The following is a 14,237-nucleotide window of genomic DNA, read 5'->3' as shown; positions in this document are numbered from 1 at the left end:
TACCATTTTAAACATGCAGAACGTCACTGTGGTGGTTAACGACAGTGACGTTCTGCATGTTGTTGAGAAAAACTATATGGCCACACTATCAAAACGTAATCGATTTATCTGGGTTATTCCTGCATTTATTTTTGTCGCTTTACTACTGTTTATTTTCAAACCATCTTCATCAGCACCGTCAAAAACAACAAATCAGAATGAAAACATTGTAAAAATTAGAATTGCAGTACCTGATTTAACCAGTAGTGAACGGCACAGCAGCGGCACACCATTAGTCGATTATATTTACTTAAATCAGTTGCTTGAAACAGAATTTGCAAAGAAAAACATTAAGATTGAATGGCGATTTTTTAAAGGCGCAGGGCCTGTAATTAATGAGGCTTTAGCCAATAAGCAATTAGATTTTGCTTTTTTAGGTGATTTAGCGGCCATTATTGGTAAATCGAATCAAATCGATACCACTTTACTGGTGGCAACTGGACGACATCTAGACGCCTATTTGGGTGTTTTACCAAATAGAGGATATAGCAGCCTAGAGCAATTAAGAGGCAAACGAATTGCGATTTTTCAGGGGACTGCTATGCAATTATCGTTTAATCAGTATATTGAACGACATGGCTTTACTGAAAAAGATTTCCGCATTATTAATTTGGATCCTGCCGCGGCCAATGCCGCACTTGCAGCTAAGCAAATTGATGCAAGCTGGGGTTTGATGTCAATTCTGGCGCTAAAACAGCAGAAAATCGTAGAGGTTCCGTTGAGTACTGGACAGCGGCAGGATGGAGCTGGAACAATCCAGTCAGGTCTGGTGGGTCGTAGTGAGTTTATTAAACAACATCCTGAACTCGTCCAAACATTGGTCAATACGGTTTTACAATCAGCATATTGGGTTTCACAGCCTGAAAATCGGGATAATGCCATTCAACTCGTCACTAAAAATGCAGGATTACCTAAAGAACTCTATGCGTTGAGTCTACAAGACAAAGCCTTAAAAACAGTTTTTTCACCACTTTTAGATGAATATTATCTAGGGCATCTACAACAAGGTGTACAAACTGCATTAAAGGCTAAGCTGATAAAACGCAATATTGATGTAAAACAATGGCAAAATGCTGAGTTTGTCGAGCGAGGGATTCAACAGTTGAATTACGTCAATTATTGGAACTCTTCAAAATAGAAAAATATTAAATTGATTGGTTTTGAAAAGACCTTAATTAAGGTCTTTTTCATGAGTGTTTTGCTATATCGTCTGGATTTCTGATTGTTCTGAATACAGAATACTAATCTCTATAAAAATCTGGTGGCTTACCTACCATATTGTTCAATATAATTTAATGATGCTTTGTTATACAAATCTATCTCTAAAGGCATATTCAGCAATATAATTCTCAAATAAATAAACCGACACCTACAATCTACCGTACAATCAACTGGCTTCTTATGAGAAAGTCTCTAGATTTGGTTTGATCTAAATACTCAATGGTATGCCCAACCACAAGGCAAACAAGGATGAAATCAAACCTACTCCAATGCAGCAATTCAGTGCTGCCTCATGATGAAATCTCTATTTCGACCCTCTTTGCATATGGTTACAGGCTTTGTTCAAAGCCTCATTAAACTCTGTGGCTTGAATTGGACAGCACCAGATTATTCGACCCTCTGTCGCAGACAAAAGTATATTGATATTGCGATTTGCTATCAGAAAAGTCGTCATGGATTACATCTACTCGTCGACTCCACGGGTTTAAAATTCCTGGGTGAAGGTGAATGGAAACGTAAGAAGCATCAGCCTGAATATCGTCGCCAATTGCGTAAATTATATATTGGTATAGATGCAGAGAACCTAAAAATACGAGCGGTTCAACTGACTAGCAATAATGTGAGCGATTCTAAGGTGCTTGGTCATGTAATAAAAAAATCTCTGAAGATGAACGAGTTGATTCACCGTATACAGATGGGGCTTATGACACCAAATACTGCAGAAAAGTCATTTCAGATCGACAGGCATATGCAATGATTCCTCCAAGAAAAATGCTAAGCACTGGAAAGACAAAAAACTAAGTTCTTTAGCAAGAAATGACTTGTTAAAAACGGTCAAATACTTAGGAAGAACAATTTGGAAAAAGTGGTCTGGGTATCTTAGGCGAAGCTTGGTAGAAACCAAGATGCATTGCATCAAATTATTGGGAAATAAACTCAGTGCCAAGAACTTTCAAAGCCAATTGAATGAGATTCATGCCCGTGTAGCAGTACTCAATAAATTTACGGAATTAGGTCGATATCATACTCAAGTTGTCACTTAAACCTGAGTCGCTTAAGGTAAACTAATCTTTGTGCAACAAAGCCCTATTCACTCCATATTTACATTAACTGATTTTCTTATTGTTAAAGATTTCAAGTAAATTAATTGAATTGGAAGTAGGCTGCTCCTTTAAAAAAATGTTTGCATAATCTTCTAGATGCTCTTCCATAAGTGAAGTTGCAAGTTGTTCATTACCTTGTTCAATTGCATTAAGAATAGCCGTATGCTCATCAATAGAGCAACTGTTATGGGTTGGGGATTCATACATGCGGATTAATAATGATGTTCTGGCAATTAATGTTTGAAGGTAGTTCGTAACCAACGGATTATTATTAATTTCACAAAGCTTTAAATGAAAGTCTCCTGAAAGTTTTACCCACTCTTTCCAGTTTCCATCAGAGAGAGCATTTTCTTCTGCCTTTACTAATTCTCTTACACTTTGTAAATTCACATTTTGGGCACGTTTCGCGAGTTTTCTTACAGTTCCCAATTCCAGCATGCTACGTGCTTCAAACACTGCTTTAGTGTCTTCTAGATCATGTTCAGCAACAATAGCACCACGATTTGGCTGTATTTCAATAATTTTATCGTGAGCGAGTTTTACGAAAATCCGTCGGATCACGCCACGAGTAACTCCAAATGCTTTACATAAGGGTGCTTCAACCAAACGAGTACCAGGTTTTAATTGACGATTTAAAATTGCATCTAAAATGGCATTATAAATGTGCATATCTATGTCTTTGTTATTCAGTAGTTTTTTGTTTTCATCTGAATGCAATGACATTTTTAGGATCTCCTTAGCGCATTAAAGTTACAAAACAGTGCAAATGTTAGATTGAACATGAAGAGCTAATTATAAGCTCTAAACGATTTTAGCAATGAATGTACACAATGCAAAGAAAATAAAAAATATAAATATTAGATATTTAATTAAAAATCATGTTGATAAAAATGAAGATTTTCAAATGAGTGATCTTGTTGGCTCAAAATTTGCTTTACATTGATTGTGCACAATATTGAATTATATTATTAACAATTTGGCTGAACTTTGTGAGTCATTTTTTGGGAACGACTTATGCTGCGAGTTAAGAAAAGAATCTTGTTTGGAATGATGGCCTCTTGTACAGGTATTTGTCATGCAGGGGTAGAATTCAACACAGATAGTGTCAATGTAAAAATTAGCGGTTTGATTGATACTGGTATTGCAACAGTTACAAACGTGAAGGGTGGAACCAAAACCAAGACTGAAGCAGTGGATAGTATTCTGGGTGTCTCTAACATTGGTTTTAGTGGAAACTATAAAATTGATGAGGATTATCAAGCCTTCTTTAATTTGCAGTCTGGTTTTAAACCTTCAAAAGGTGAACAAAACAAAGACGGTGAGCTTTTTGATCGAAATGCATATGCGGGTCTCAAAACACCATATGGTTCATTAAGTGTCGGAAAACAATGGACGTTTAACGATGATTGGTTTGTGGGTAGTGTATTTAAAGGCGGTTATAACTCAGGTGCCATCTTTAAACTGTCTGAGTTTGATGCTGTAAGTGAAATTTACAGTAATACTTTTAAGTATTCTTCGCCTGAACTGAATGGTTGGCAGTTTGGTGCTTTATATGCCACAGATGATGACTCTACGAAAAATACGCACGGGCAGATTTTCTCTGGTGCAGCGAAATATACAACAGCAAAATTAATGTTAGGCGCAGCCTATGAAGATCATGAAGCACATGATACAGACAATCATTATAGATTAACCACCTTAGCTTCAAAGTATACATTTGACCAACTTACAACCCGTTTAGGATTTGCATACGCAGATATTACAGGAGCGGGTCAATACGCAGCGATTGCAAGCAACTCAGCTGAACAAAAGGCTTGGGCTTCTGAAGTTGGGGTTGATTACAACTTTACCCCGAAACTCACCGTATCAGGCGATGTGATCTATAAGAAAAATACAACATTTGAACATGATGCGATGGTCTATAGAGCGCTGGCAATTTATCAACTACGTAAACCTCTTAGCTTAGTCGCAAACCTTGCTTATCTGAAAAATGATGATGGCTCAAGTGAAAGTTTAGTAAACACTGATTCAACACTCCCAGGTGGTGGTTATGCAGATCAGGATCAACTTTCATTGGCTTTGGGCATGAGACTGACATTCTAGACACAAAACAAAGACGACGAGCTTAGAGCATATCCAGCGAAGCTCGTAACACGAATTTAATGAATTTAGAGTGAGAGATCACAATGGATAACAACTCAGAAGCATTGATTAAGCCAGGTTATGACCCCGCTTTAACCAATCAGGATTTAGCACCACTTAAAACTCAGACTTGGGGCTCATATAATATTTTTGCCTTTTGGATGTCTGATGTACACAGTGTTGGTGGGTATGTAACAGCTGGTAGTTTGTTCGCATTAGGTTTAAATAGTTGGCAAGTTCTAGTCTCCTTATTAATTGGTATTGTCATTGTACAGTTCTTTGCCAATTTGATTGCCAAACCAAGTCAAAAGACCAGTACTCCATTTCCTGTTATCTGTCGTGCAACTTTTGGTGTTTTGGGGGCAAACATCCCCGCTGTTATTCGAGGACTTATTGCAGTTGCTTGGTATGGGATTCAAACCTATTTAGCATCTAGTGCATTTATTCTGGTTATCCTTAAATTCTTTCCTGAAATGGCGATATATGCTGATGTGAAGCAGTATGGTTTCTTAGGACTTTCATATTTAGGCTGGATTGGTTTTATGCTGCTTTGGGTGTTGCAAGCAGTCGTGTTCTGGTCGGGTATGAACAGTATTCGTAAATTTATTGATTGGGCTGGACCGGCTGTTTATGTGGTCATGTTCGCGATGGCAGCATGGTTGGTATATGAAGCGGGATGGGAGAATATTGATCTTAATCTGGGTGGTGTGAAGTACGAAGGTTTAGATGTGTTACCAGTAATGATTGGTGCTATCGCAATTGTTGTTTCTTACTTTTCTGGACCAGTATTAAATTTTGGTGACTTTTCTCGTTATGGCAAATCATTTGAAGCCGTCAAGTTCGGAAATTTTCTAGGTCTACCAGTTAACTTCCTTGGTTTCTCATTATTAACTGTTGTTTGTATTGCCGCGACTTTACCTATTTATGGCAAATTAATTACTGATCCAGTTGAGATGGTCGGTAAATTGGATAATAACTTTGTGGTGATCCTAGGTAGCTTAACGCTCATGATTGCTACGGTTGGAATTAACATTGTCGCGAACTTTGTCTCTCCAGCATTTGATTTTTCAAATGTCTCTCCAAGTAAAATCAGCTGGCGTATGGGTGGGATGATTGCAGCAGTCGGCTCTATTTTCATCACACCTTGGAACCTATTTAATAATCCTGAAGTTATCCACTATACGATTGATATCTTAGGTGCTTTTATTGGTCCGTTATTTGGTATTTTGATTGCGGATTACTACTTTGTTAAGAAGCAAAATATTGTCGTAGATGATCTTTATACATTAGATAGCAAAGGCAACTATTGGTATAAAAATGGATATAACTACAACGCAATTTATGCCTTGATTCCATCAGCAATTATTCCAATTCTATGTGTGTTACTTCCGCAATGGCATGTACTTGCAAATTTTAGTTGGTTTATTGGAATGTTCTTAGGGCTACTCACTTATAGTGTGATTAGTATGAGAATACCCGTCAAATACTCTAAATCAATAAATTAAGACTCAATTTAACCCCGTTAAGTCATTAGCGGGGTTAACTGTTAAAACGAATCTATTCGCTTGATAGATTTCTCAATTGAATTATGAAATATCAAAGGTTAATTATGCGTATTCAAGTCATTAATCCAAATACTAGTCTGGAAATGACACAATCTATTGCGGAAAGTGCAAGAAACGTTGCCGCTAAATTGACAGAAATTATCGCGGTTTCTCCAACTCAAGGTGTTGCGTCAATAGAAGGACACTATGATGAAGCGATTGCATCCTTTCATTTATTAGATTTGATTAAACAAGGGCAGGCTCAACAAGTCGATGGTCATATCATTGCATGTTTTGGAGACCCTGGTTTAGATGCCGCTAGAGAGTTAACGGATGCTCCAGTCATTGGCATAGCAGAAGCTGCTTTCCACATGGCAACTTTAATTGCAACAAAGTTCTCTATTGTAACGACGCTTAAACGTACCAAAATCATTGCTGAACATCTTTTACACCAATATGGATATACACATAAATGTGAAAAAATCCACTGTATCGATTTACCGGTACTTGATCTTGAAACGAATGAAACAGAAACCTATGAAAAGTTACTTCAGATGTGCTTGTTCGCGAAACAAAATGATGGAATTGGTGCCATTGTTTTAGGTTGTGGTGGAATGTCCAAACATGTTGAACGAATCTCCCAAGAGCTAAAAATTCCAGTGATTGATGGGGTTACAGCTGCGGTTAAATTAATAGAAGCACTTCATGGTTTAGGACTTCGTACGAGCAAATGGGGGGATTATGACTATCCAACTCAAAAGTAAGGCTTAACCATTTTTAGAATTTAAAGACAGTAAATGTATATGTATTACATGGGTTTAATTATCAAGCATATTCACGTTATTAAATGACATTCCGCTTCACCCAAAGAGCGAATTGTAATTTTGATACTCAATATATTTTATAGATATCATTTTTAGTTTGGAAAACATATGGCAACTTTACATGCACCAATTTTTGAAATCCCTCCATATTTACAGAAGTATACAAATCTAGCTGATGAAAGAATAGGAGCAAAAGTTATAGATTGCTCTGATGATTTTTTTGCAGAAGCAAAACGGATGTTAAATGCAAATGCACCAGTTTTTGTAGAAGATAAGTTTGATGATCATGGTAAATGGATGGACGGATGGGAGACACGCCGTAAACGCCATGCTGGGTATGATTGGTGTATTGTTAAACTGGGAGTAGCCGGAAAAATTCGCGGTTTAGATATTGATACCACATTCTTTACAGGCAATTATCCTGCATCAGCTGCACTTGAAGCATGCTACGCCCTTAGTGATGACCTTGAGCAGGTCGAATGGCAAAACCTTTTACCTAATAGTATTCTGGGTTCCAGTCAGCATCACATTTTTAATATTGAATCAGAACAGGTGTTTACCCATATTCGTTTGAATATCTTTCCTGATGGGGGTATAGCCCGTTTACGAATTTATGGAGAAGTACAAATTCAAATCAAAGATAGTGGACAAACGTTGGATTTACTCGCACTAGAAAATGGTGGGCGTGTAATTGCTTATAGTGATGCACATTTTGGACATCCACGTAATCTGATTAACCCAGGGAGAGGCGTAAACATGGGGGATGGCTGGGAAACTAAGCGCCGCCGTGAACCCGGTTTCGATTGGTGTGTATTGGCATTAGGTCAAACTGGTAACATTCAAAAAATTGAAATCGATACGGCACACTTTAAAGGGAACTTTCCTGCACAAGTTTCTATCCAAGCTGTATATGTGAAAGACGCGACCGACCCTCAATTGATACCGCAAAGTATGTTTTGGCCATTTTTACTCGAAGCCCAAGACATGCAAATGGATCACGTACATAGCTACATTGATCAAGTTTTAGCACATGAGAAAATCTCACATATTCGAATCAACATGATCCCAGATGGTGGCATTAGTCGTATTCGTTTATGGGGTAAAGTCACGACTACAGTGTAAATGACATGAATAAAATTCAAATACAGCCATTAACTGCTGAAAATTTCAAACTCTTTGGCGATGTGCTCATGACGAAGGGGAATGATTTTTTTTATATTAATGAACAATATACAGAACGCTATCATGACTTGGCAGAAATACAATCAGATGCAAAAGTCGGCATGAGTATTTTCAAGAATATCAAGGCAAGTCAGTTTCCTATCGAGATTTCGATGCTTGAAAGACATCCGCTCGGCTCGCAAGCATTTGTAGCCATGCATGGGCAGAAGTTTGTGATTGTTGTCGCGGAAAGTTTAGATAAAGACATGCCTGATCTGAATAAAATTAAAGCTTTTATTACTGATGGTAATCAAGGCGTTAATTATCATGCAGGAACTTGGCATCACCCGCTTATTACCCTAGAAGCACCTAGTGAATTCATCGTCGTAGATCGTATAGGGGTAAGCCAGAACTGTGATGTATATCAATTCGAAAACATGCTTTGTGTAGGGTCAGAATAATTAAGATTTAAACCTTAGTTCTGATGCTTAGAGTATTGGATTTACTGTATAAAAATCCTGCAATACAACCAAATTGCAGGATATAAAAACGTAGTCTTTAGCGATAGAAATAGCATTTTATCTATCTTCCTAGGAAATAAAAGTGACACAAGATTATTTACGTGGTCAAGAACTTATCGACCACATTCAGAATGCACCGTATTCACGAGATTTGACTGGCTATCATGGTGAACCACCTAAAGTAGAATGGCCAAATGGAGCTCGTATTGCAGTTCAGTTTGTACTGAATTATGAAGAAGGTGGTGAAAACCATATAGAACATGGTGATGCTGGTTCTGAGCAGTTCTTATCGGAAATCATTGGGTCTGCAAGTTTTCCAGACAAACATATGTCGATGGATTCCATGTATGAATATGGGTCACGTGCAGGATTCTGGCGTATTCATCAGGAGTTCAAAAAGCGTAATTTACCCATGACGATTTTTGGTGTGGGCATGGCTTTAATTCGCAATCCCTATATTGTACAAGCCATCAAAGAAGCGAATTATGATGTGGTTTCACACGGTCAGCGTTGGATTCATTATCAAGACATGCCAATTGAGCTAGAACGCCAATATATGGATCAAGCCATTAGTGTGTTGGAAGCTTTATTTGGGCAAGCACCTATTGGTTGGTATACAGGTCGGGATAGTCCTAATACCCGTCAGTTATTAGCCGAATTTCCACAAATTAAATATGATAGTGATAATTATGGTGACGACTTGCCATTTTGGAGTTCACTGACGAATGCTACAGGCAACAGTCGTCCACACTTAATTATTCCTTATACCTTAGAAAGCAATGATATGAAGTTCAGCTCACCCGGGGGATTTAACAGTGGAGAGCAATTTTACCAATATTTAAAGGATGCCTTTGATGTGCTATATGCAGAAGGAGAAACATCTCCGAAAATGTTATCGATAGGCATGCATTGTCGAATTTTAGGACGACCTGGACGCTTTAAAGCATTGCAAAAATTTTTAGATTATATTCAATCTCACGATAAAGTCTGGATTTGCCGACGTGGTGATATTGCTGAGCACTGGTATCAGCACCATGCGCCATAAGAGTTCGATTAGAGTTTAATTTAGAATAAAAGTTTCTTTTTTATAAACCATGATTCTGAAAGTTTCCTCGATTTTAATTCTACGTTTAGAAATAATTAGCCTTTGCAATAACATCCCAAATGCTATCTATGCAAAGTTTCTAGGAAATGAAGTGGAAATTTTTAGATGGATCGGGAATGGCGTCTTTTCATTGAGATCAAGCATAGGATGCTGATGATTATGCTCTCGATATCAATAAAAGATATTGCTTTACGAATATTCTTTTTGCTGTAGAGGCAAATCAGGTGGACTATATTTGTCTAGGTGAGTGATGGTAGACCATGCAATTGAGTGAAAAATGAAACTAGATAATGGTACTAGTGTCAAAAGATACTTTAACAATGCAACTCAAAGGTTTATTTTTTATTTTAAATCAAATGATTAGGGTTTAATTTCACCCTGAAAAATTTTGATTTATATTAGGAATTAAAAGTTGGTTCAAAAATTGCTTATATGTATATTGTGGTGCGATTTTGCATACAGGAATCAATTTTTGAATCATTTTGGCTCAAAAATAACATAAGGCTAAATTGAGGGTGGAGAAAATGGAAATTTATACTCAACGATTAGAAGCAGTTACAAAAGATTGTAGCTTTGACATCATTGAGCTGAATTTTGATACACGTCAAAAGAGCCGTTTTCGTGCAAATTTAAAAAACGGGGTTGATATTGGTGCAGATTTACCTCGTACAGGTATTTTGCGTAGTGGATCATATATTGCAACTGAGAACGGTAATATTTTAAAGATTGAAGCAAAAGCTGAAAAACTGATGAAAGTTTCAGCGCAACATGAGTTCGATTTGCTAAAAGCTGCATATCATCTGGGCAATCGTCATGTACCACTCATGTTGACGCCAACAGCATTGTATTTTGAACCAGATCATGTGTTGGCAGAAATGGTTGTCGGTTTGGGACTAGAAGTCACATTAGTTGAACATACTTTTGAGCCTGAAAGTGGTGCGTATGCACAACACCAGCATGACCATCGTTTAAGCCCGATTAAGAGCTTACACCATGTCCATCAATAACCCTGCACAACTATTAAGCCTATTAACGCTGTCATCTACAGCCTTACCCATAGGGGCGTATTGTTATTCTCAAGGTGTAGAAAGTGCAATTGATCGCGGATTTATTCATGATGAAGCGTCCAGCATTGTCTATTTCGAGGAAGTACTCGAAATGCTTTTGGTACGTTTTGAATTGCCTGTACTGAAACGATTAATGCAATTCACTAATGCTGCTGAGCAGTTTGATTACTGGGCAAACTTTTATCGTGCCAGTCGCGAGAGTAAAGAACTATTAGCAGAATCGAAACAATTGGCATTTTCATTAAATGCTTGGATTCGTGATGTTTTAGAACTACCCGTGACAGTCAAAAAACATCTCGGTTTTCTGCCTGTATATGGGCATTTATGTGGAAGTTTGGGCTTAAAAGAAGCAGATGTACTCGCAGCCTACACTTTTACTGTTTTAGAGAATCAGGTTTTGGCAGCAGTAAAAACAGTTCCACTGGGACAGATGAGTGGGCAGCGTATTTTATGGCATTTACATGGCTTGATCCCAGAAGCAATCAACCGTGTACTAAAGCTCAAAGATACTGAGATTAGTAGTGCTTTGCCTCAATATGCCATGCTGAGTATGCATCACGAAACTCAATATTCAAGACTATTCAGATCATAATTGTTAGAGGAAAAAATCATGTCACAACGTAGCCCGTTACGAGTAGGAATTGGTGGACCAGTGGGTTCGGGTAAAACAGCATTGACTTTGAACTTATGTCAGGCTTTACGTGAAAAATATAATATGGCAGTGGTGACCAATGATATTTATACCAAAGAAGATTCGAATTTTTTAACCCGTAACGAAGCCATGTCACCAGAACGTATTGTTGGTGTGGAAACAGGTGGTTGCCCACATACTGCAATTCGCGAAGATGCTTCAATTAACCTCGCAGCGATTGATGATTTATGTGAAAAATTTGATGGGCTTGAACTGATTATTATTGAAAGTGGCGGTGACAATTTAGCCGCAACTTTTAGCCCAGAGCTTTCCGATTTGACCCTGTATGTCATTGATGTAGCAGGCGGTGAGAAGATTCCTCGTAAAGGTGGTCCAGGGATTACCAAATCGGATCTGTTAATTATTAATAAAACAGATTTGGCACCAATGGTGGGCGCAAATTTAAGTGTAATGGATCAAGACGCCAAACGTATGCGTGGTGAAAAGCCATTCTTGTTTACCAATATGAAAACCAAAGATGGTGTGGAACTGATTATTTCTTTTATTGAAAAACAAGGCCTATTTAAAAACTGATTCGGGGAAACGTAATGACTTATTTAAAAAGAACTTTTGCTACTTTGGTTACGGCTTTTCCTATGTGGGCAATGGCACATCCGGGCCATGAGCATCAGAACAGTTTTATGACGGGTTTTATTCATCCTTTTACTGGCCTTGATCATTTAATGATGGCAATTGCTTTTGGTGTATTGCTTTGGTCAGCGACAACACGTTGGAAACTTGCTGGATTAGTAGGTTTGATGATTGCCATGGTGAGTGGTTTTGCATTGGGTCAACTCAACATTTTTTCCTCAAGTATTGCGGAATACGGCATTGTTTTCTCGTTGTCAATTTTAGCTATCGCACTTTGGACCAAAGCCAGTCGCTTATTTGTATTAGCCACCATTATTATCGCAAGTTTCCATGGCATGGCACACGGTATAGAACTAAGTCAATCTGGACATGTGATGGGTCTGGTTTTAGGTATGGTCGTTGCAATGTCGTGTATTTATGCAGTTGGATTAGCACTTGGCGCTTTGGTGCAAAAATACGTACCCAATGGTAAGAAAATTATTGGTGGCATCGCTGCATTAGTTGCATTGATTGGCTTGGCTTAATGATTTTTATGTCGTTTTAAATGCTGACACAGTAAAACTCAAAATTTAGTATTTGTCGCACAAGAGGAATAATGCAAGATTTAATGCTCAGTCGGACGCTTGATGCACAATTATGGTTTGCTAAGTTAGAACTCAGCTTTCAGGCGCAAAAAGAGCCTGAATGTACGGTGTTACATCATCGCAAACATTATGGTCCTGTGCGGGTGCAAAAAATGTTGTGGCCAGAAAAAACTGGTGTGTGCCATGCGATCATCGTGCATCCACCTGCAGGAATTGCCGGTGGTGATCATTTAACTTTTGACTTGTCTGTCGATGAGCAGGCACATGCTTTAGTGACCACGCCAGGTGCTGGGAAATGGTACAAAACCAATGGTAAAAAGGCTTATCAACATATCAATATTAGTTTGAATGGTAATGCTATTTTTGAATGGTTACCGCAAGAAACAATGTTGTTTGATGGAGCAAATGCGCATTCTGAAACCATCATACATTTGGATCAAGCGGCGAGTTTTATTGGCTGGGACATGTTGGTCATTGGTCGACAAGCGCGGGCAGAAAAATTTAGCCAAGGTGCCTATATTAACCAATTTAAATTGTTCCGTAATAAGAGCTTGTTGGTGGCAGATACTTTGAGTTTTAAGGGCAATGATCGTTGGCTAAACTCGTGTTTAGGCATGAATGGGCAATCTGTCATGGGGAGTTTCTGGGCAGTTCCTCCTACTCAATATCATGCCAGTGTTTATCTGGAGCAGCACTTGGATCTAATCCGGGAGCTGATGATGCGTATGGATGTGCCGGTCACATTAACTGTGTTGGATGATGTGATTTGTGCACGCTTCTTGGGAAATGATGTTCGGCAATGTCATGATGCTTTTGCAGCGATTAGGGCAAAATTGAGGCGATACTGGTTCAATCTGGATGAAGAGTTCCCTCGTATTTGGAGAACTTAGAGTGATTCAGCAAAATACGGTATAAAAATAGCATTTAGGTAATTCAGGTGATGTGCTAGTCATAAGGGCGGCATCTATATCAAAGAAAGGCAAAAGATATGGAATTAAATCCAACAGAGAAAGACAAACTTTTAATTTTTACCGCGGGTTTACTTGCCGAGCGTCGTAAAGCCCGTGGTTTGAAATTGAACTATCCCGAAGCGATTGCGTATATCTCTGCGGCTTTGCTTGAAGGTGCACGTGACGGTATGAGTGTAAGTGAATTAATGCATTATGGGACGACTCTGTTAAGTCGTAACGATGTAATGGATGGTATTGCAGAAATGATTGAGGAAGTCCAAGTTGAAGCCACCTTCCCAGATGGTTCAAAACTGGTCACTGTTCATCAACCTATCATGTAATGACAAAAGTAAGGAACGACGATGATTCCAGGTGAAGTGATCACGCCAGATCGTGATATTGATTTAAATGTTGGACGCGAAACTCTCAAAATTACTGTGGCCAATGCAGGAGATCGCCCGATTCAAATTGGTTCGCACTTCCATTTTTATGAAGCCAATGATGCATTGCTATTTGAACGTGAACAGACCAAGGGCTATCGCCTTAATATTGCGGCTGGTACCGCAGTGCGTTTTGAACCGGGGCAAAGCCGAGATGTGGAGTTGGTGGCTTTGGCGGGGAAGCGGGAAGTTTACGGTTTTTCGGGTCGAGTGATGGGAAAACTGGACTAGGTAGAGATAGAAAAATCTTTCAA

Annotated in this window: 15 protein-coding genes and 1 pseudogene; 15 read left to right on the top strand and 1 reads right to left on the bottom strand. The window is 38.5% G+C overall.

The window, feature by feature from the left end:
- The first annotated feature begins 76 nt into the window (after window positions 1-76).
- Both E0H94_RS15360 and E0H94_RS15355 read left to right on the top strand, forming a co-directional pair.
- Entirely contained in the window at window positions 77-1,177 is a 1,101-nt protein-coding gene (locus E0H94_RS15360) for an ABC transporter substrate-binding protein (RefSeq protein WP_131327357.1), read from the top strand.
- A 215-nt stretch (window positions 1,178-1,392) separates the two neighbouring features.
- Window positions 1,393-2,303 (top strand): annotated as a pseudogene (locus E0H94_RS15355) (IS5 family transposase).
- Window positions 2,304-2,366: 63 nt separating this feature from the next.
- Here the strand turns inward: E0H94_RS15355 and E0H94_RS15350 are convergent.
- Window positions 2,367-3,086 (bottom strand): GntR family transcriptional regulator, encoded by a 720-nt coding sequence (locus tag E0H94_RS15350; protein ID WP_131327301.1) that lies wholly within the window; start codon window positions 3,084-3,086, stop codon window positions 2,367-2,369.
- Between the two features lie 291 nt (window positions 3,087-3,377).
- Between E0H94_RS15350 and E0H94_RS15345 the strand changes: the two genes are divergently transcribed.
- The 13 genes from E0H94_RS15345 to E0H94_RS15285 all read left to right on the top strand — a co-directional run bounded on the left by E0H94_RS15345 (window position 3,378) and on the right by E0H94_RS15285 (window position 14,214).
- A complete protein-coding gene (locus tag E0H94_RS15345) occupies window positions 3,378-4,466 on the top strand; it encodes a porin (protein ID WP_227548656.1) in 1,089 nt (362 codons plus the stop codon).
- 83 nt (window positions 4,467-4,549) lie between these two features.
- A complete protein-coding gene (locus tag E0H94_RS15340; RefSeq protein WP_131327300.1) occupies window positions 4,550-6,010 on the top strand; it encodes an NCS1 family nucleobase:cation symporter-1 in 1,461 nt (486 codons plus the stop codon).
- Between the two features lie 104 nt (window positions 6,011-6,114).
- A complete protein-coding gene (locus E0H94_RS15335) occupies window positions 6,115-6,813 on the top strand; it encodes an aspartate/glutamate racemase family protein (RefSeq protein WP_131327299.1) in 699 nt (232 codons plus the stop codon).
- Between the two features lie 168 nt (window positions 6,814-6,981).
- Window positions 6,982-7,995: an allantoicase gene (alc, locus tag E0H94_RS15330; protein WP_131327298.1), complete on the top strand. Its 1,014-nt coding sequence runs from the start codon at window positions 6,982-6,984 to the stop codon at window positions 7,993-7,995.
- Between the two features lie 5 nt (window positions 7,996-8,000).
- Window positions 8,001-8,495, top strand: a complete 495-nt coding sequence (locus E0H94_RS15325) for an ureidoglycolate lyase (RefSeq protein ID WP_131327297.1) — start codon at window positions 8,001-8,003, stop codon at window positions 8,493-8,495.
- 142 nt (window positions 8,496-8,637) lie between these two features.
- A complete protein-coding gene (gene puuE / locus E0H94_RS15320) occupies window positions 8,638-9,600 on the top strand; it encodes an allantoinase PuuE (RefSeq protein ID WP_131327296.1) in 963 nt (320 codons plus the stop codon).
- Between the two features lie 584 nt (window positions 9,601-10,184).
- Window positions 10,185-10,667 carry an urease accessory protein UreE gene (gene ureE / locus E0H94_RS15315; RefSeq protein ID WP_131327295.1) on the top strand — a complete coding sequence of 161 codons (483 nt, stop codon included), beginning with the start codon at window positions 10,185-10,187 and terminating at the stop codon, window positions 10,665-10,667.
- A complete protein-coding gene (locus tag E0H94_RS15310; RefSeq protein WP_131327294.1) occupies window positions 10,654-11,319 on the top strand; it encodes an urease accessory protein UreF in 666 nt (221 codons plus the stop codon). Before ureE ends, E0H94_RS15310 begins: the two co-directional genes overlap by 14 nt.
- An 18-nt stretch (window positions 11,320-11,337) precedes the next feature.
- Window positions 11,338-11,952 carry an urease accessory protein UreG gene (ureG, locus tag E0H94_RS15305; protein ID WP_131327293.1) on the top strand — a complete coding sequence of 205 codons (615 nt, stop codon included), beginning with the start codon at window positions 11,338-11,340 and terminating at the stop codon, window positions 11,950-11,952.
- A 14-nt stretch (window positions 11,953-11,966) separates the two neighbouring features.
- Window positions 11,967-12,533 carry a HupE/UreJ family protein gene (locus E0H94_RS15300; RefSeq protein WP_131327292.1) on the top strand — a complete coding sequence of 189 codons (567 nt, stop codon included), beginning with the start codon at window positions 11,967-11,969 and terminating at the stop codon, window positions 12,531-12,533.
- Window positions 12,534-12,604: 71 nt separating this feature from the next.
- Complete coding sequence (locus tag E0H94_RS15295; protein ID WP_131327291.1) at window positions 12,605-13,483, top strand: urease accessory protein UreD; 879 nt, start codon at window positions 12,605-12,607, stop codon at window positions 13,481-13,483.
- Window positions 13,484-13,581: 98 nt separating this feature from the next.
- Complete coding sequence (ureA, locus tag E0H94_RS15290; RefSeq protein ID WP_131327290.1) at window positions 13,582-13,884, top strand: urease subunit gamma; 303 nt, start codon at window positions 13,582-13,584, stop codon at window positions 13,882-13,884.
- Window positions 13,885-13,905: 21 nt separating this feature from the next.
- Complete coding sequence (locus E0H94_RS15285) at window positions 13,906-14,214, top strand: urease subunit beta (RefSeq protein ID WP_131327289.1); 309 nt, start codon at window positions 13,906-13,908, stop codon at window positions 14,212-14,214.
- The last annotated feature ends 23 nt before the right edge of the window (window positions 14,215-14,237 follow it).

The organism is Acinetobacter sp. ANC 4173 (assembly GCF_004331255.1).
Classification (GTDB): Bacteria; Pseudomonadota; Gammaproteobacteria; order Pseudomonadales; family Moraxellaceae; genus Acinetobacter.
Note: the sequence above shows the minus strand (reverse complement) of the source record. Positions and strands in the feature narration are given on the sequence as shown.

Bases quoted from the DNA above. Each gene is read 5' to 3' on its own strand.
- ureG (WP_131327293.1), top strand. From the start codon at position 11,338: ATGTCACAACGTAGCCCGTTACGAGTAGGAATTGGTGGACCAGTGGGT.
- E0H94_RS15340 (WP_131327300.1), top strand. From the start codon at position 4,550: ATGGATAACAACTCAGAAGCATTGATTAAGCCAGGTTATGACCCCGCT.
- E0H94_RS15325 (WP_131327297.1), top strand. From the start codon at position 8,001: ATGAATAAAATTCAAATACAGCCATTAACTGCTGAAAATTTCAAACTC.
- E0H94_RS15350 (WP_131327301.1), bottom strand. From the start codon at position 3,086: ATGTCATTGCATTCAGATGAAAACAAAAAACTACTGAATAACAAAGAC.
- E0H94_RS15345 (WP_227548656.1), top strand. From the start codon at position 3,378: ATGCTGCGAGTTAAGAAAAGAATCTTGTTTGGAATGATGGCCTCTTGT.
- alc (WP_131327298.1), top strand. From the start codon at position 6,982: ATGGCAACTTTACATGCACCAATTTTTGAAATCCCTCCATATTTACAG.
- E0H94_RS15295 (WP_131327291.1), top strand. From the start codon at position 12,605: ATGCAAGATTTAATGCTCAGTCGGACGCTTGATGCACAATTATGGTTT.
- E0H94_RS15285 (WP_131327289.1), top strand. From the start codon at position 13,906: ATGATTCCAGGTGAAGTGATCACGCCAGATCGTGATATTGATTTAAAT.
- E0H94_RS15310 (WP_131327294.1), top strand. From the start codon at position 10,654: ATGTCCATCAATAACCCTGCACAACTATTAAGCCTATTAACGCTGTCA.
- E0H94_RS15300 (WP_131327292.1), top strand. From the start codon at position 11,967: ATGACTTATTTAAAAAGAACTTTTGCTACTTTGGTTACGGCTTTTCCT.
- E0H94_RS15335 (WP_131327299.1), top strand. From the start codon at position 6,115: ATGCGTATTCAAGTCATTAATCCAAATACTAGTCTGGAAATGACACAA.
- ureA (WP_131327290.1), top strand. From the start codon at position 13,582: ATGGAATTAAATCCAACAGAGAAAGACAAACTTTTAATTTTTACCGCG.
- ureE (WP_131327295.1), top strand. From the start codon at position 10,185: ATGGAAATTTATACTCAACGATTAGAAGCAGTTACAAAAGATTGTAGC.
- E0H94_RS15360 (WP_131327357.1), top strand. From the start codon at position 77: ATGGCCACACTATCAAAACGTAATCGATTTATCTGGGTTATTCCTGCA.